Source organism: Mesorhizobium delmotii, assembly GCF_900149755.1.
GTDB lineage: Bacteria > Pseudomonadota > Alphaproteobacteria > Rhizobiales > Rhizobiaceae > Mesorhizobium > Mesorhizobium delmotii.
Window position 1 is genome coordinate 461,619 of record NZ_FUIG01000013.1, and the last position, 17,451, is coordinate 479,069.

The window sequence follows — 17,451 nt, forward strand, 5'->3', positions numbered from 1 at the left end:
CTTCTCCCCGTCCACGGGGAGAAGGGAGGAGAGGCGCACCATGACCCGCCACGCTCCCAACCTCAGGGCACAGAAAATCGCTGGTGGCGTTGCCACCGACCAGCGCCATGATTCCGCGCACAAGCATGTCCGCGGCACGGCCGTCTATATCGACGACATGCCGGAATCATCAGGCACGCTGCATGGCTGCCTCGGGCTTTCGACGGCCACGCACGCCACCATCACCAGCATGGACCTGTCGGCGGTGCGTGCAGCACCCGGCGTCGTCGACGTGCTGACGGCCAGTGACGTGCCGGGCGAAAACGACATTTCGCCGACCGGCCGTCACGACGAACCGGTGCTGGCCGACGGCGAGGTGCAGTTCTTCGGCCAGCCGATCTTCTGCGTCATCGCCGAAACCCGCGAGCAGGCGCGCCGCGCCACAAGGCTGGCCAAGGTCGAATACAAGGAATCGCCTTTCGTCACCGACATCGGCGTCCTCGATCCCAGGAAGGACAAGCTGGTCACGCCGCCGCTGACCCTGAGGCGCGGCGATGCCGCGGCTGCGATCAACGCGGCGCCGCGCCGGCTGAAGGGAAAAATGCGCATCGGGGGCCAGGACCATTTTTATCTCGAAGGCCAGATCGCCATGGCCATTCCCGGCGAGGATCAGGACGTCACGATTTATTCCTCGACCCAGCATCCGAGTGAAATCCAGCACATGGTCAGCCATGCGCTCGGCGTGCCGAGCCATGCCGTCACGGTCGAGATCCGCCGGATGGGCGGCGCTTTCGGCGGCAAGGAAACGCAGGGCAACCAGTTTGCAGTATTGGCCGCTATCGCCGCGAAGAAACATCATCGCGCCGTGAAAATCCGGCCCGACCGTGACGACGACATGATCGCCACCGGCAAGCGCCACGACTTCCTCGTCGATTATGAGGTCGGCTTCGACGACGAGGGCAATATTCTCGGCGTCGACTTTATGTTCGCGGCGCGTTGCGGCTTCTCGGCGGACCTTTCAGGCCCGGTCACCGACCGTGCGCTGTTCCATTGCGACAACACCTATTTCTGGCCAGCGGTTCATGCTCAGTCGGCGCCGCTTTACACCAACACCGTGTCGAACACCGCCTTCCGCGGCTTCGGCGGGCCGCAAGGCATGGTCGGCGCCGAGCGTGTCATCGAAGAGGTCGCCTTTGCCGTCGGCAAGGACCCGCTCGAGATTCGCAAGAAGAACTTTTATGGCGCCAGCGACCGCAACGTCACGCCCTACCACCAGACGGTCGAGGACAACATCGTCCACCGCATCGTCGCCGAGTTGGAGGCAAGTTGCGACTATGCAAGGCGCCGCCGCACCATCGAATCCTTCAACGCCAACAGTCGCTTCATCAAGCGTGGATTGGCGCTGACGCCGGTCAAGTTCGGGATCTCGTTCACTGCCACGCACTACAACCAGGCCGGCGCGCTGGTGCATGTCTACACCGATGGATCGGTGCATCTGAACCATGGCGGCACCGAAATGGGGCAGGGCCTCTACGTCAAGGTGGCGCAGGTGGTGGCGGAAGAATTCCAGATCGACCTCGACCAGGTCAAGATTACCGCGACGACAACGGGCAAGGTGCCGAACACCTCGGCGACCGCCGCATCGTCCGGTTCTGATCTCAACGGTATGGCGGCACAGAACGCCGCCCGGCAGATCAAGGAGCGGCTGACCAATTTCGCCGCCGAGAAATATCAGGTGCCGCGCGACCAAGTGCTATTCCTGCCCAACCGGGTGCGCATCGGCAACCAGGAAATCGCCTTCGCCGATCTCGTCAGGCAGGCTTATATGGCGCGCATCCAGCTTTCGGCGGCGGGCTTCTACAAGACGCCAAAAATCCACTGGGACCGCGACAAGGGCGAGGGCCGTCCCTTCTATTATTTCGCCTATGGTGCCGCGTGCTCGGAAGTCTCGGTCGATACGCTGACAGGCGAATACATGGTCGAGCGCACAGACATCCTGCACGAGACCGGCCGCTCGCTGAACCGCGCCATAGACCTCGGCCAGGTCGAGGGCGGCTTCATCCAGGGCATGGGCTGGCTGACGACGGAGGAACTGTGGTGGGACGACAAGGGCCGGCTACGCACCCATGCGCCGTCGACCTACAAGATTCCGCTCGCCTCGGACCGGCCGAAGATCTTCAACGTGACGCTGGCCGACTGGCCTGAGGCACACGAGCCGACGGTGCACCGCTCGAAGGCGGTCGGCGAGCCGCCGCTCCCGCTCGGCATGTCGGTGCTGCATGCGTTGTCGGATGCGGTGGCAAGCGTTGCCGACCACCGGATTTGCCCGCGCCTCGACCCGCCGGCGACGCCGGAGCGGGTGCTGATGGCGATCGAACAGCTGAAGCGGGAAGCCAAGACCGGCACCTGAGTCAGATCACAGAAATCGGGCAACACGTGCAATCCGGGCCGAAAACTCTATATTTCCCGATAGGGAAAGCGAAACATGACTTCGAAAGTGCAAAGCCTGAAAGCCTTTCTTGCCGGCGGCGGCCGGGTCGCCCTGGTCGAGGTGACCGGGACAAAAGGCTCGACGCCGCGTGAGAAGGGCGCCTTCATGCTCGTCTCGGGCGCGGCGATTTTTGGCACGATCGGCGGCGGACAACTCGAATTCATGGCGATCGATAAGGCGCGGCAGCTGCTTTTCTCCCCCCTTGAGGGGGGGATGGCCGCGGAGCGGCCAGAGGGGGTCGTCTCAGGAGGCACCGCCAAAGCGTCGAGCACTGCCGCGGCGACCCCACCCGACGGCTTCGCCGCCACCCTCCCCTCAAGAGGGAGGGATATCCGCGCCACGCTCGACATCCCGCTCGGGCCGGAAATCGGCCAGTGCTGCGGCGGCAGGGTCGAGGTGTCGATCCGGTTGGTCGATAAGGCGTTGGCGCAAGAGCTGGTTGCGGCGGCGGAAGCCGAGGAAGCGAAGCTGCCGCATGTCTACATCTTCGGCGGCGGCCATGTCGGCCACGCGCTGGCTTCGGCGGTGGCCTTGCTGCCGGTACGTGTCGTCGTTGTCGAGACGCGGGCCGAGGCGCTGGAGGGCATGCCGGACACGGTCGAAACCTGTCTGACGCCTATGCCTGAGTCGATGGTGCGGAATGCGCCTGTTGGCGCCGCCTTCGTCATCCTCACCCACGACCACGCGCTGGATTTCCTGATCGTCGCCGAGGCGCTGAAACGCAGGGATGCCGCCTATGTCGGCATGATCGGCTCGAAGACCAAAAAGGCGACCTTCAGGAGCTGGTTCCTGAAGTCGGCGGACGGAAGCGAGGCGGAATTTGCCCGCCTCGTCTCGCCGATCGGCGGCAATGCAGTCAAGGACAAGCGCCCGCAGGTGATCGCGGCAGTTGCGGCGGCCGAGATCATGACGGCGCTGGCCGCGCATGCCGTCGCACCAGCCGCTCCGCACCCCGCCTCTCGTCGCAAAGCGATGGCCGGCTGACGGCTGGTATCCCGCCGAGCTGCATTTTCGTGCAGGCGAACTTCCATAGCCTGCTGCTCACTTCGGTCGTTTCAAGCCCAGATGGTCGCGCAGCATACGGCCCTCATAGTCCTTGCGGAACAGGCCGCGCCGCTGCAGCTCCGGTACGACAAGTGTGGCAAATGCATCGAGCTCACCAGGGAAGTAAGACGGCATGACGTTGAAACCGTCGGCCGCGCCGCCCTCGAAGCGTGCCTCGAGCTCGTCGGCGATCTGGGCAGGCGTTCCGACGACGCGCCAGTGACCACGCGCGCCGGCGAAATGGCGGGCAAGCTGGCGAATCGAAAGGTTGTCCCGGCGCGACTGCTCGATGACCAGCGCCTGCCGGCTCTGCATGCCTTCGCTGGCCGGCAGCTGCGGCAGCGGCCCGTCTATGGGGTAGCGCCATAGATCGGAAATGCTGAGATAGCTGGAAAGCAGCGCCACGCCGACATCGTCGGGGATCAGTTCTTGCAGCTCCTCATGCTTGGCCCTGGCTTCCGTTTCGGTTGCCGCGACGATCGGCCCGACGCCCGGCATGATCTTGATGTCGTCCGGTTCGCGCCCATAGGTCGCCAGACGCCTCTTGAGATCGGTGTAGAAGGCCTTCGCCTCCTCGAATGTCTGCGCCGCCGTGAACACGACATCAGCGGTTCGGGCGGCGAGATCCCGGCCCTCGTCCGATGCCCCCGCCTGAACCATCACCGGTGCGCCTTGAGGTGAGCGCGGCAGGTCGAGCGGGTCGCGCACTGAAAAGCTTCTGCTGTCGTGACCAGGTCCGGAAACCCCGTCGAGCTTGCCTCGCCAGAGTGCGGTAACCACGCCAGCGAATTCACGCGCGCGCTCATAACGGTCAGCATGGGGGCGCAGGCCGGTTGAACCGAAATTGGCGGCTTCGATGTGGCTGGCGGACGTGACGAGATTCCAGCCGGCACGGCCGCTGCTCAGATGGTCGAGCGACAAAAAAGTCCGCGCCAGCCCGTAAGGCTCGTTGTAGCTTGTTGACGCCGTGGAGACGAGACCGATGCGGCTGGTCTGGACCGCGAGAGCCGCAAGCAGGCTGATGGGTTCGAACCCGATCGAGCGTGACGTCTGGCTGGCAATGTTGACATTGGCCTCGCGCACGCCGGCGGCGTCCTCGCAGAACAACAGGTCGAATTTCGCCGCCTCCGCCGTCCGCGCCAGCTGGACGTAATGGTCGATGTCGACCCCCGCCGTCGCATGCGCCTGCGGATGGCGCCAGGCGGCAATGTGGTGGCCTGTTGCCCACAGGAAGGCGCCGAGCTTCATCTGACGGGCGGTCATTGTCCCTCCTCCCCGGCCAGTCCGAGATGGGAGCGCAGCGTCGCGCCGGGATAATCCGACCGGAGAAGGCCGCGGCGACGAAGCTCCGGCAGTACGAGGTCGACGAAATTGTCGAGCACAGACTCGAGCGGCGGCATGAGTATGTTGAAACCGTCGCAGCTTTTCGACCGGAAGGACTCTTCGAGCCTGTCCGCGATAACGTCCGGCCTGGCGGCCATTTCAGCACCCGGCGCGACGTTCATCAGCACCTTTATCGCGCCGGGGCTACGCCCGAACGCAAGAGCGCGGCGCTTCAGATCGTCAGCCTTGGCGCCCGTGATCGATGGCTCGTCCAGCAGGATGACATCGGCGACGCGGGCACCGATTTCCATGTCGGGCTCCGACAGGCCTGACATGACGAGCACCGGCATATCCTGCGACGAGCGTGCAACGTTCAGCGGCCCGCGCACAGAGAAAAACTCGCCCTTGTGGTCGAGCAGGTGCATCTTTTCGGGATCGAAGAAGCGGCCTTCGCTTTTGTCGAACAGCAGGGCATCCGCATCCCAGCCTCGCCACAAGCCTTGCACGATACCGATGAATTCCTCGGCGCGTCGGCGAAAATCGTCGCCGGAAAACCCTTCTGGCCGGCTGAAATTGGCCGCCTCGGTCGGATCCTGCATCATCGTCGCGTTCCAGCCGCCACGACCATGGCTGATGATGTCGAGCGATGCGAAACGGCGCGCGAGATTGTAGGGCTGGTGGGCGACCGTCGATGCCGCGGCGACGAGGCCGATCCTGCTGGTCACCGTCGCCAGCGCCGCCAGCAGGGTCGTCGCTTCGAAGGGCAGTTGCCGGTTCGGTGCGTCGCCGCCTGCAGCTGGCGCGGAATCGGCAAGAAGCACCATGTCCAGCCCGGCTGCTTCGGCTTTTTGCAAGAACCGCGCCAGAAGGCTGAAATCCGCGCCGCCGGCTGGCGGCTCGCTGGAAGGAGCATTTCCCGGCAACAAGGAAACGGCGAGATGCATTGTGGGGCCGTTGCCCATCGATAGTCCTTGCAAGGCGAAAGTTCTACCAGAACTATGTTCGCCGCCTCCAGGGATGGCAACCGGTTGCGCTGGTCCAGCAAGCCGTCACTTGCCTGCCAGAATATCCTTGATCAGCCGTTGGCACCGCTCGGCCATGAAGTCGAGCAGCAGCCGCACCTTCGGGTCCTGCAGCTTCTTGTGCGGGTAGACGGCGGCGAACTGCACCGGTGTCGGCGGGGTGTCTGGCAGGATCACCTTCAGCCGCCGATCGCGGATGAACGGCTCGACCTCGAAGCGCGGCTTGTTGATGATGCCGCGGCCGGACAGCGCCCAGCCGGTCAGCACGTCGCCATCGTCGGTGTCATAGGGCCCGTGCACTTCGAATTTCCGCGGGCCGTCGGCCATCTGCAGCGTCCACACATATTCGCGCGCGCCGGCGTAGCGCAGCATCAGGCAGTCGTGTTTCTTGCCGATCAGTTCCTGCGGTTCGTTCGGTTCGCCGCGCGCCTCCAGATATTTCGGTGCCGCCACCAGCACCCGTTCGCACTCCATGATGCCGCGCATCCTGAGGCTGGAATCCTCGATGATGCCCAGCCGGAAGGCGACATCAATGCCTTCCTTCATGATGTCGACATTGTGGTCGGAAAGCCTCAGCCGAACCTCGATATCAGGATATTTGTCGTGGAAATCCGGGATGCCGGATGCCACCAGCCGGCGGCCGAGGCCGAGCGGCGCTGTCACCTTGATGGTGCCGCGCGGCTGGCCGGACAAGGCGCTGACCGCGGCTTCCGCCTCGGTAATGGCTTCCAGCACCTGCTTGGCGCCGGAGTAGAACACGGTGCCGTGCTCGGTCGGCATCAATTGCCGCGTCGTGCGGTTGAACAGCCTGACACCAAGGTGCTTCTCGAGTTCCTTGATGCGGTTGGAAGCGACCGCCGGCGAGATGCGCATGTCGCGGCCCGCCGCCGACAGATTGCCGAGCTCGACGACGCGGACGAAGACGGCGATGTTGTCGAGATAGGCCATGCGGCTTTAGGGCTCTCATGCGGCTGCGTAGGGATAACCCTAGTATTTTCCAATTTTTTTTGAAAGTCATCGTGCAGCTCGGCCCTTTCCGTTTGCGCTCCAGTCCGTAAAGTCACCCGATCGGCAGGGACGACTTTTCAATGATGGATTTCGCGATTTTCTGGGACTGGCTGAGTTTCGCCGTGCGCTGGCTGCATGTCGTCACCAGCATAGCCTGGATCGGCTCGTCCTTCTATTTCGTCGCGCTCGATCTTGGCTTGCGCCAGCGTCCGGGCATGCCTGTCGGCGCCTTCGGCGAGGAATGGCAGGTGCATGGCGGCGGCTTCTACCACATCCAGAAATATCTGGTGGCGCCGGCCGAAATGCCCGAGCACCTGACCTGGTTCAAATGGGAATCCTACGCCACCTGGCTGTCGGGCTTTGCCATGCTGTGCGTCGTCTACTATGCCGGGGCGGACCTCTTCCTGATCGATCCCAACGTGCTTGCCATGTCGGTGCCTACAGGCATCTTGCTGTCGCTGGCGACGATCGGCGTTGGCTGGGTGGTCTACGATCTCTTATGCCGTTCGCCGCTTGGCAGGAGCGACACCGGCCTGATGCTGGTGCTCTATGGCGTGCTGGTGTTCATCGCCTGGGGTCTTACCCATCTGTTCACCGGCCGCGCCGCTTTCCTGCATCTTGGCGCCATCACCGCGACGATCATGTCGGCCAATGTCTTCATGGTCATCATTCCGAACCAGAAGATCGTCGTCGCCGACCTGATCGCCGGCCGCAAGCCCGACCCGAAATACGGCAAGATCGCCAAGCAGCGCTCGCTGCACAACAATTACCTGACGCTGCCCGTTCTGTTCCTGATGCTGTCGAACCACTACCCGCTGGCGTTCGGCACCGAGTTCAACTGGGTAATCGCCTCGCTGGTTTTCACCATCGGCGTGTTGATCCGGCACTATTTCAACACCATGCATGCGCGCAAGGGTAACCCGACCTGGACCTGGCTGGCTGCCGCCGTCCTGTTCGTCATCATTATCTGGCTGTCAACGGTGCCGAAAGTGCTGACCGGCGACGTCAAGGCGTCCTCGGCGGCACAGGTCTATGTCGCCTCGGCGCACTTTCCCGCAGTGCGCGACACGGTGCTTGGCCGCTGCTCGATGTGTCATGCGCAGGAGCCATCCTACGAGGGCATCTATCACGCGCCGAAAGGTGTGATGCTCGACACGGACGCCGGTATCGCCGAGCAAGCCCGCGAGATCTACCTGCAGGCCGGCCGCAGCCACGCGATGCCGCCCGCCAACGTCACCCATATCACCGAAAAGGAGCGGGCGCTGCTGGTGGCATGGTTCGAGGAGGCGGGGAAATAAGCATGACCAGCACGCTCCTGCGCGGCCGCACGCTGTCCTTCCTGCGCTGGCCTGAGACCGTCGACGACCATTCCGCCTGGCGCTACGAGGATGACGGCGGCCTGCTGCTCCGCGACGGCAGGATCGTTGCCGCAGGCGCCTATGCCGAGGTCGAGAAAAAGGCTGATGAAGGCGTAAAAAAGATCGACCACCGCCCGCATTTGCTGCTGCCGGGCTTCATTGACGCGCATGCGCATTTTCCGCAGATGCAGGTTATCGCTTCCTACGGAGCCGAGCTGCTAGACTGGCTGAACACTTACACCTTTCCCGAGGAAACCAAATTCCAGAACGCCCAGCATGGCCGCCGCATCGCCAGGCTGTTCCTCGACGAGATGGTGCGCCACGGCACGACGACAGTCGCCGCCTATTGCTCGGTCCACAGGGAATCGGCCGAAGCGTTCTTCGCCGAGTCGCATGACCGCAACATGCTCAACGTCGCCGGCAAGGTGATGATGGATCGCAACGCGCCGGAGGGCGTGCTCGACACGCCGCAATCGGCTTATGACGACAGCAAGGCGCTGATCGCCGAGTGGCACGGCAAGGGGCGCCAGCACTATGCCATCACACCGCGCTTCGCCATCACCTCCTCACCCGAGCAATTGGAGATGGCGGGCGCGCTCTGCCGCGAACATCCTGATCTGCACATGCAGACGCATCTGTCGGAAAACCACGCCGAGATTGCCTTTACGCTGCAACTCTACCCGCAGGCACACGACTATACCGATGTCTACGAGCAATACGGGCTGCTCGGGCGCAAAAGCCTGTTCGGCCACTGCATCCATCTGTCCGAACGCGAGGCGGATGCGCTTTCGGACACGGGCTCGGTGGCCGTGTTCTGCCCGACCTCGAACCTGTTCCTCGGTTCGGGCCTGTTCGATTATCAGCGCTACCGCACGCGTGAAAAAGCTCTTCGGATCGCGGCCGCCACCGATGTCGGCGGCGGCACTAACTATTCGATGCTGCGCACCATGGACGAGGGCTACAAGGCGATCGCCCTGAACGGAGAAAAACTCAACCCGTTCCAGTCGTTCTGGCAGCTCACCCGCGGCAATGCCGAGGCGCTGTCGATCGTGGAAAGGATCGGCACGCTCGACCAAGGCAGCGATGCCGACATCGTTGTCCTCGATGCCCGCGCCACGCCGGCCATGCGGCTGCGGATGGAGACGGCGGACACGCTGGCCGAGGAGCTGTTTCTGCTGCAGACGCTGGGCGACGATCGCGCCGTGCGCGAGGTTTATGTCGCCGGACGTGCGATGAAATGCGACCTGGGACTTAACGTCGCCATGAAGTAATCTGTGGGTTCAAGCATGACACTGCGCCAGTCCAAGCTGATCGGAATGGTCGGAGGGATGAGCTGGGAGTCCAGCGCCCTCTACTATCGGCTGCTGAACGCGGCCGCACATCGCCGCCTCGGCGGCCATCACAATGCGCGCTCCGTGCTGTTCACGCTCGATTTCGACGAACTTAACACCATGGCTTCCATGGGGCGATGGGATAGAGTCAGTGAAAGAGTTGCCGAGGCCGCCCGGTGCCTGGAAAGAGCCGGGGCAGACTTCGTGATAATCACAGCGGTAACCCCGCACTCGGTTGCAGATCAGGTTGAGACGGCGATTGGTATCCCGTTGCTCCATCTGGCCGATCCGACTGCAGTTGCGATCCGCAACGGGGGTTTCTCGCGCGTCGGACTTTTGGGAACCAGATACACGATGGAGATGGATTTCTTCAGGCAACGGCTCAGGGACCGTCATGGCCTGGACGTGATCACGCCGCCGCAGGAGCAGCGCACCGCTCTGCACCGGATCATCGTTGACGAGTTGACCTTGGGCGCCGTCGAGGACGCCTCCAAGGCGGCGCTCCTGCAAATGGCGCGTGATCTCCAGGCCCGGGGCGCGGAAGCGATCATCGTCGGCTGCACCGAACTGCCGCTTCTGCTCGACACGGACGACTATCCTGTGCCAGCCTTCGACGTAACGGTTCTTCATGCCGAGGCCGCGGTCGATCTGGCGCTGGAGACGGATCCGCGTGAAGGATCCGAGGCTTGACCCGGCGGCAGCCATCGGTCAAAGCGTGCGAATTGACAGGGGAACGACATGGCCGTTGCGGACGACATCGCTCTGATCAAGAAACAGGAAGCTACGCTTGTCTTCCCCGTCTTCGACGAGGCTGTCGCCTTCAAGATCGGCTCGGCGATCCGCGACCGGGCGCTAGCCGAAGACCTGCCGATCATCGTCGACATCAGGACCTTCGACCGGCCGCTGTTCTACGCGGCAATGCCAGGCTCGAACGCTTCCAATCCGGACTGGGCGCGGCGCAAGATCAACGTGGTGCGGCGGTTCCTGAAAAGCACCTACCGCATGGTGCTGGAGCAGCAGCGTCCCGACCGCAGCTTCAAGCCGGGCGAGGGGCTCGATATATCAGACTACGTGCTGGCCGGCGGCGGCTTTCCCGTCACGGTCAAAGGCGCCGGTGTGATCGGTGTGATCGCGGTCTCGGGCCTGCCGGAGCGCGAGGATCACGGCGTCGTCGTCGATGCGCTGTGCAGCCATCTCGGCGTCGACGGGCGTGAGTTGGCACTGCCGCCGGAAGCAAAATGACCGCGCTCGATCCCAAGCCCTTCCTCACCGCCATCTTCAATGCCGCCGTCGCCGCCGCCGATCCCCAGAGGACCATCAGGGATCATCTGCCGGCAACGCCGAAAGGGCGCACCATCGTCATCGGCGCTGGCAAAGGCTCGGCGCAAATGGCTGCGGCCTTCGAAAGGGTGTGGGACGGGCCGATAGAAGGGCTGGTCGTCACCCGTTACGGCTATGGCGCGACCTGCCAGCGCATCGAGATCATTGAGGCGGCGCATCCGGTGCCGGATGCCGCCGGTCTCGAAGCCTCGCGCCGGCTGCTCGAAAAGGTGCAGGGCCTGACCGCGGACGATCTGGTCGTGGCGCTCATCTCAGGCGGCGGCTCGGCGCTGCTGCCGTCGCCTGCCGAAAATCTGACGCTGGCCGACGAGATCGCCGTCAACGAGGCGCTGCTTGCCTCCGGCGCACCGATCGCTGCTATGAACACCATTCGCAAGCATGTTTCCACGATCAAGGGCGGCAGGCTGGCGGCAGCCGCCTATCCGGCAAAGGTGGTGTCGCTGGTGGTCTCCGACATTCCCGGCGACAATCCGGCGCTGGTTGCCTCCGGCCCGACCGTTCCCGATTCGGGCAGTCGCAAAGAGGCGCTGGCATCGATCGCCGCCTATGGCATGAAACTGCCGGCTGCGGTGATGGCGCATATCAATTCGCCGGCCGCAGATGCGCCGCGTGCCGCCGAACCGCGTTTTTCTCGCAACGAAGTGCATCTGATCGCCTCGGCCGGCGTGTCGCTGGAGGCGGCTGCGGCCGAAGCCAGGCGCCAAGGTATCGAGGCGGTCATCCTCTCCGATTCTATTGAGGGCGAGGCGCGCGAGGTCGGCGGTGTCCACGCCGCGATCGCGCGCGAGGTGGCGGCGCGCAACCGGCCTTTCCCGAAGCCTGTGCTGATCCTGTCGGGCGGCGAGACGGCGGTGACCTTGCGGTCAAAAGGCCGGGGCGGCCGTAACTCGGAATTCCTGCTCGCCTTCGCCATCGGCATCAGCGGCATGGAGGGCGTCCATGCACTGGCCGCTGACACCGATGGCATCGACGGTTCGGAGGACAATGCCGGCGCCTTTGCCGACGGTTCGACGGTTTCGCGGATGCGGGCGGCAGGCGTCAATGCCAAGGCGATGCTTGCCGGCAACAATGCCTGGACGGCATTCAATGCCATTGGCGATCTTTTCGTGCCCGGCCCGACCGGGACGAACGTCAATGATCTCCGGGCCATATTGATCAGATAGGCTCATGCAGCCATCAGCGTCTTCACCGCCTTCATATCCTTCAGGAACCGCTCGCGTTCGGCCTGTTTGTCCGCCGGCTCGCGGATGCGCAGGATAAAGGACGGGTGGATTGTGACGAAGACACGCAAGCCATCCTCGCGCTCCACGACCGCGCCGCGCATCTTCATGATCGGCACAACTTTGCCGAGCAGAGACTGCGCAGCCGTTGCGCCGAGCGCCACAGCCAGATTGGGCTTGATCAGATCGAGCTCCTTGTCGAGCCACCAGCGGCAGGCCTGCACCTCGCCGGCATTCGGCTTGGAGTGGATGCGCCGCTTGCCGCGCGGCTCGAATTTGAAATGCTTGACCGCGTTGGTGACATAGACTTTCAGCCGATCGACACCGGCATCGTCAAGGATCGCATCGAAGACCTTGCCGGCCGGCCCGACGAAGGGTTTGCCGGCCAGATCTTCCTGGTCGCCAGGCTGTTCACCGACGAAAACCACCTTGGCTTTATCAGGCCCTTCGCCGAACACGGTCTGCGTCGCGTTGCGCCACAGCGGACAGCGACGGCAGGCCTTCGCCACTTCGCTGAGTTCGGGAATGGTGCTTGCGCCATCGTCTTCCGCCGTCTCAGGCAATTCACGGTTGGGCCAGCGTCTTGCCTGCACCTTGGCGTGGTGCGGCGCGGGAGTTGTCTGCATCCTGGCAATCATGGCTGATGCGGCCTTGTCCGCAGCTGCGATCAGATGCGGAATGAGCGAAACCCCGGAAAGGTTCCTTCAAATAGCCCGGACCCCAGGCTTTCGCTGGGAGAATGACCGCCGATGCGATCGCCTCACACCTCGTGCAGATAGAGGTGATAATCCAGTTCGCTGACCGTGCGCGCCACCCGCAGATATTCGGATTGCTTGATTGCCACGAATGTCCGGTGCAGGTCTTCCCCCAGTGCCCCTTTGAGGAATGTCGAGGCCCTTGCCGCCTCGATCGCCGCGCGCCAGTCCACCGGCATTGTCGTCCGTGTCACGGCTGATTCGTAGCCATTGCCGGTGGTTTCGGGGCCGGGATCGAGGCCTTCGTCGAGGCCCTTAGTGATGCCGGCCAGCACAGTTGCCGCCACCAGATAAGGGTTGGCGTCGACGCCCGACGGCCGGTGCTCGATGCGCCGGTTTTTCGCATCGCCTGCCGGCACACGCAATGCCACCGAGCGGTTGTTGACGCCCCAGGTCGGCGCCACCGGCGCATAGGATTGCGAAACAAAACGCCGCCATGAATTGGCATGCGGCGCAAACACCAGCATCGATTCGGCCATGGTCTGGATGAGGCCGCCCAGTCCGCGCAGCAGCGGCAAGGACCAAGTCTCGCCGCTGGCCTCAGCGAAGATGTTCTTGCCGGCCTTGTCCTGCAGCGAGACATGGAAATGCATGCCGGAACCGGCATATTTCTCGATCGGCTTGGCCATGAAGCAAGCGGTGACGCCGTGGCGGCGCGCCTGTGCCCGCACCAGCCGCTTCAGCATGACGAGGTCGTCGGCCGCGCGGATCACATCTTGGCGATAATTCAGCGTCAGCTCGTATTGACCGGGCGCATATTCGGAAATGACCGTCTCCGCCGGGATGCCTTGCACCTTGGCCGCGGCATAGATGTCGGAAAACAGCGGCTCCATGCCGTGCAGATGGTCGACGGAATAGACCTCGGTCTTGGCCGAGCGTCGGCCGTCGAGCACTGCGTGCGCTGGTTGCACCTTGCCGTCGGCGTCGCGCTCGTTGGCGAGCAGGAAGAATTCGAGTTCGAAGGCGCCGGCCGGACACAGGCCCTTGGCCGCCAGTATCTCCACCTGACGGCCCAGCGCCAGGCGCGGGTCGGAGGACATGGGCTGACCGTCGAGATGGTACATCGCCATCAGCACCTGGCCGCGCGGCGGCTGTGTGCCGAACAGCGGTACCAGCGTACCGGGAATCGGCCATGCTCTGAGATCACCGTCGCCGGTCGTCCAGATCAGTCCCGTCTCGTGCACGTCCTCGCCGGTAATGTCGAGGCCGAGGATCGAGGTCGGCATATGCCGGCCGCCCTCGAAGATGCTCATCAACTCGTGCCGGCGCACGATCTTGCCACGCCCGACGCCATTGGCGTCGGTCAGCACGATGTCGAACGCTTCGATCTCGGGATAGGCGTCGAGAAAGGTTTGCGCCTCAGCGGGCGTCGAGCCCGAAGGGGAGGCGATGATGGCGTTCAGAGTTTGCTTGTGCGCTTCTCTCATACGCAAGCTTGTCTCATGCCGCGAGCCTTGCCGCAACCGCGCCGAAGGCGGTGATCAAGCGGTTGACCTGGGTGGCGCTGGTCGCCGGCGAGATCAGCATCATGTTGTGGAACGGCGCGATCAGCACGCCGCGATTGACCAGCGCGACATGGATAGCCGCTTCGAGCGCCGGCGCGTGCGCTGTTTCCGCCTCGCCGCCATTCCTCAGCGGGCCAGGCGCGCAGATGAACTCGACGCGGGCGCCGACTCGGGCAACATGCCACGGCAGGCGGTAACGGTCGATGACGGCGGTCAGCCCGGCGTCGAGCCGCCGGGCCAGGTGGTCCATATCGTTGTAATTCTCGTCGGTCATCACGTCTTCGAGCGTAGCGCGCATTGCCGCGAATTGCAGCGGATTGGCCGAGAGCGTCGTGCCCATGCCGGAATAGCCTGGTTCCTTGCTCCTGTTATAGGCGGCATAGCGGGTGGCGACGTCTTCGCTCATCCCCCACACACTGGCCGGCACACCGCCGGCGATCGGCTTGCCGAGCACGAACAGGTCCGGCTCCAAGCCGTGTCTTCCGGTGTAGCCGCCCGGACCGGTCGAAATCGTGTGCGTCTCGTCGATCAGCAGCAGGGTGCCGGCCGCGCGGGTGAGACGCCGCAGCGCCTCGTGGAAGCCAGGGTCGGGTAGCACCATGCAGGAATTGGTCAGCACTGGCTCGGTGATGACGCAGGCGATATCCTTATCCCGGAGCACGGCCTCGAGTGCCGGCACATCGTTGAACTCGATGACATCGGTTGCCCGGGTCAGGTCGCGGAATTCGCCGGCCAGTCCCGGCCGGTTGGCCGGTCTGCCGTCGACCAGCCGCACCATCGTCTCGTCGACCGAGCCGTGATAGCAGCCGTTGAAGACCAGGATCTTTTCGCGGCCGGTGATGGTGCGGGCGACGCGCAGCGCAAAGCGATTGGCATCGGTCGCCGTCGTCGCGATCTGCCAGAACGGCAGGCCGAAGCGCTGTTGCAGCAACGGGCCGATGGCGCGCACATCCTCGGAAGGCAGCATGTAAGTCAGGCCGCGCCCGGCCTGCCGGCGGATGGCGCGGGCGACCGGCGGCGGCGAATGGCCGAACATCGAGCCGGTGTCGCCGAGGCAGAAATCGTCGAGCCGGTTGCCGTCGATATCGGTGATCGTGGCGCCTCTGGCGCTGTCGACCAGGATCGGAAACGGCGTCGGCCAGTCGTTCATCCAGTGCATCGGCACGCCGCCGAAGAAGCCCGGCAGGCCGTTGCCGACCTTGGCTGCCGATTTCGGCCTTGCCTTGCGGAAGGCTTCGGCCTCGGTCTCGCGCAGATCGGCGATGCAGGCGGCGCTGATGCCGCCGATGGAAGTCTTTAAATGGTCGATTGTATGCATGAAGGTCCCTCTCATGCGTCACTTTGCCAATCGGCGTCCGGAACCGCAATTGGCCGGACAGCTGCGCTGCATTGGTTCAGTGGCCACGGTGAAGAGGACGGGCGCTTGACCTGAGGGCATCCTCCAGCATCTATGCGGATAGGGTTTGTGGCTGGGGGAAGAAAGATGCGGACGATCTTCTGTGCAACAACGCTGCTGTTATCGGCCGGCTCGGCCTTCGCCACCGGCGGCATCTGGTGCTCGGCCGAGGATGCAGCGGTGAGATTCCAGGTAGAAGCCGGCGTCACCAGAGGCATGGGCGGTCCAACGTTCAATTTCCGGGGCGATCTCGAAATTCTCGGCAGACCCGTCGGCGACGATTTGCGCAAGACAGTGTTCGAGGATTCCAACCTCACGCAATACTGGCTCGACGGCAAGGAATTGCGGCTGCTCGTCTATCGCGAGCACGAGGTCGCAAACACCTACAGCTCTGTCGAACTGACGATCGTGACCAAGTCCAGTGAAGAAGGCACCTATGACGGGCGCTATTCGCTCGCCATCTATGAGGGCACTGCTGACACGGGTGGCGATGGCATGCCTGCCGCGTTGACCGGCAAAGTCTCCTGCGGGGCCGAGTAGAGAACTCCCGGTTATGCGGAAATGTCGATGACGCCGCAGTCGCCGGCGGCACTGCCGAAGGCGACGCGGCGTTCCTCCCTATCCCACATCATCGAGGTGATGGCGCCCTTGCCCGGTCGGCGCAGAAGCACCTCTTTGGCGTCAGCGAAACGCACCGCCATCACCATGCCGTCGTCATAGCCGACGGCGACGACATCCTGGCTGGGATGGCAGGCGACCGAGGTCACCATGGCGTTGCCGCGCGTACCGAGCTCCAGCGGCGCCTTGCCCATCGGCCCGTCCTTGCCCGAAAAAGGCCAGACGATCGCCGCCGGCGCGCCGGAACTGGCCAGCCATTTTCCCTTGGCGCTCCACGACAGGCTTTTGACTTTGCCGGGATAGCCGCTCATGCGCATGTGCTTGCCGTCGGCCAGCTTCCAGCCATGCAGCGCGTTCTCCTGCATGGTGGTGACGAGGAAGGCGCCATCGGGCGAGAAGGTGATGCCGGTATGGGCGCCGGCCCACTCCAGCTCGACCGGTTTGCCGTTCGCCGCCGGGAAATGCAGCGTCGCGCCATTGTAGCGGGCGACACCAAAGCGCATGCCCTTGGGCGAGAACGCCAGCCCCTCGACCGAACGCGGATGCATGAATTCCTTAGTCTTGCCGTCGGCAAAGCGCACAAAAGCGAACTTGCCGGAGGCATAGGCGACGGCGCCTTGTGGTCCAGCCGCGACGCTGGTGATCCATTTTTTCCCGGCGCTTGCCAGCTCCGCCGCATCGCCGCCGGCGGTAACGGAAAAAATCTTGCCGTCCTCGCCGCCGGTGATCAGCCGGTCGTTGGCCGCATCGTGGAAGGCGGCGAGCAGCCCGTCATTAGCCTGCGCCGTCTTGTGGCCATGGTCCAGCCGATGGATTGTGCCGTCGGCCAGCGCGAAATGCGGTACGTCGCCAAGGAAAACGGCGGCGATACAATGTCCCTGGAGATCAAGCGGGGCGACTGTCGGCATGTGAGACTATTCCATTCGAGATTTCGGCTGGTCGTCTACCCCCGCGCGGGAGCCGCCAGCGCGGGTAGGTGCAGCTCTCCTTCTCCCCTTGTGGGAGAAGGAGGATTGGCTCGCAGCGCCAAGACGGTTGAGGGGTGCTGGACGGAGTGCCG

General features: G+C 63.9%; 15 protein-coding genes. 8 read left to right on the forward strand and 7 right to left on the reverse strand.

Features of this window, described 5'->3' with window-relative positions:
* The first annotated feature begins 40 nt into the window (after window positions 1–40).
* Window positions 41–2,389, forward strand: a complete 2,349-nt coding sequence (gene xdhB, locus BQ8482_RS03725; protein WP_123146314.1) for a xanthine dehydrogenase molybdopterin binding subunit — start codon at window positions 41–43, stop codon at window positions 2,387–2,389.
* Between the two features lie 75 nt (window positions 2,390–2,464).
* Window positions 2,465–3,454: a xanthine dehydrogenase accessory protein XdhC gene (gene xdhC, locus BQ8482_RS03730; RefSeq protein ID WP_123146315.1), complete on the forward strand. Its 990-nt coding sequence runs from the start codon at window positions 2,465–2,467 to the stop codon at window positions 3,452–3,454.
* 57 nt (window positions 3,455–3,511) lie between these two features.
* Here xdhC and BQ8482_RS03735 read toward each other — a convergent pair whose 3' ends face one another.
* The 3 genes from BQ8482_RS03735 to BQ8482_RS03745 all read right to left on the reverse strand — a co-directional run bounded on the left by BQ8482_RS03735 (window position 3,512) and on the right by BQ8482_RS03745 (window position 6,807).
* The gene (locus tag BQ8482_RS03735) at window positions 3,512–4,777 is read right to left on the reverse strand and encodes an LLM class flavin-dependent oxidoreductase (protein ID WP_123146316.1); all 1,266 of its coding nucleotides are present in this window, start codon (window positions 4,775–4,777) and stop codon (window positions 3,512–3,514) included.
* Complete coding sequence (locus BQ8482_RS03740; protein WP_123146317.1) at window positions 4,774–5,799, reverse strand: LLM class flavin-dependent oxidoreductase; 1,026 nt, start codon at window positions 5,797–5,799, stop codon at window positions 4,774–4,776. Before BQ8482_RS03740 ends, BQ8482_RS03735 begins: the two co-directional genes overlap by 4 nt.
* A gap of 87 nt (window positions 5,800–5,886) precedes the next feature.
* Entirely contained in the window at window positions 5,887–6,807 is a 921-nt protein-coding gene (locus BQ8482_RS03745) for a LysR family transcriptional regulator (protein WP_123146318.1), read from the reverse strand.
* A 140-nt stretch (window positions 6,808–6,947) separates the two neighbouring features.
* On the opposite strand from BQ8482_RS03745, the gene BQ8482_RS03750 reads away from it, so the two are divergent.
* From BQ8482_RS03750 to BQ8482_RS03770, 5 genes are read left to right on the forward strand one after another with little or no spacing between them, the layout of a single operon-like run.
* On the forward strand, window positions 6,948–8,165 hold the full coding sequence (locus tag BQ8482_RS03750; RefSeq protein ID WP_123146319.1) for a urate hydroxylase PuuD: 1,218 nt from the start codon (window positions 6,948–6,950) through the stop codon (window positions 8,163–8,165).
* 2 nt (window positions 8,166–8,167) lie between these two features.
* A complete protein-coding gene (gene guaD, locus BQ8482_RS03755; protein WP_123146320.1) occupies window positions 8,168–9,496 on the forward strand; it encodes a guanine deaminase in 1,329 nt (442 codons plus the stop codon).
* Between the two features lie 15 nt (window positions 9,497–9,511).
* Window positions 9,512–10,246 carry an aspartate/glutamate racemase family protein gene (locus BQ8482_RS03760; protein ID WP_123146321.1) on the forward strand — a complete coding sequence of 245 codons (735 nt, stop codon included), beginning with the start codon at window positions 9,512–9,514 and terminating at the stop codon, window positions 10,244–10,246.
* Window positions 10,247–10,294: 48 nt separating this feature from the next.
* Window positions 10,295–10,798, forward strand: a complete 504-nt coding sequence (locus BQ8482_RS03765) for a heme-degrading domain-containing protein (protein WP_123146322.1) — start codon at window positions 10,295–10,297, stop codon at window positions 10,796–10,798.
* Window positions 10,795–12,060 carry a glycerate kinase type-2 family protein gene (locus tag BQ8482_RS03770; protein ID WP_123146323.1) on the forward strand — a complete coding sequence of 422 codons (1,266 nt, stop codon included), beginning with the start codon at window positions 10,795–10,797 and terminating at the stop codon, window positions 12,058–12,060. Before BQ8482_RS03765 ends, BQ8482_RS03770 begins: the two co-directional genes overlap by 4 nt.
* A gap of 2 nt (window positions 12,061–12,062) precedes the next feature.
* On the opposite strand, the gene BQ8482_RS03775 is transcribed toward BQ8482_RS03770, so the two are convergent.
* The 3 genes from BQ8482_RS03775 to BQ8482_RS03785 form a co-directional block, all read right to left on the reverse strand.
* Complete coding sequence (locus BQ8482_RS03775) at window positions 12,063–12,788, reverse strand: UdgX family uracil-DNA binding protein (RefSeq protein ID WP_280178803.1); 726 nt, start codon at window positions 12,786–12,788, stop codon at window positions 12,063–12,065.
* Between the two features lie 89 nt (window positions 12,789–12,877).
* Window positions 12,878–14,299: a glutamine synthetase family protein gene (locus tag BQ8482_RS03780; protein ID WP_123146325.1), complete on the reverse strand. Its 1,422-nt coding sequence runs from the start codon at window positions 14,297–14,299 to the stop codon at window positions 12,878–12,880.
* 13 nt (window positions 14,300–14,312) lie between these two features.
* Window positions 14,313–15,695, reverse strand: a complete 1,383-nt coding sequence (locus BQ8482_RS03785; protein WP_123146326.1) for an aspartate aminotransferase family protein — start codon at window positions 15,693–15,695, stop codon at window positions 14,313–14,315.
* A 165-nt stretch (window positions 15,696–15,860) separates the two neighbouring features.
* On the opposite strand from BQ8482_RS03785, the gene BQ8482_RS03790 reads away from it, so the two are divergent.
* The gene (locus BQ8482_RS03790; protein ID WP_123146327.1) at window positions 15,861–16,313 is read left to right on the forward strand and encodes a hypothetical protein; all 453 of its coding nucleotides are present in this window, start codon (window positions 15,861–15,863) and stop codon (window positions 16,311–16,313) included.
* Between the two features lie 11 nt (window positions 16,314–16,324).
* Here BQ8482_RS03790 and BQ8482_RS03795 read toward each other — a convergent pair whose 3' ends face one another.
* Window positions 16,325–17,299, reverse strand: coding sequence for a WD40 repeat domain-containing protein (locus BQ8482_RS03795; RefSeq protein WP_123146328.1), 975 nt, complete (start codon window positions 17,297–17,299; stop codon window positions 16,325–16,327).
* Window positions 17,300–17,451: the final 152 nt, after the last annotated feature.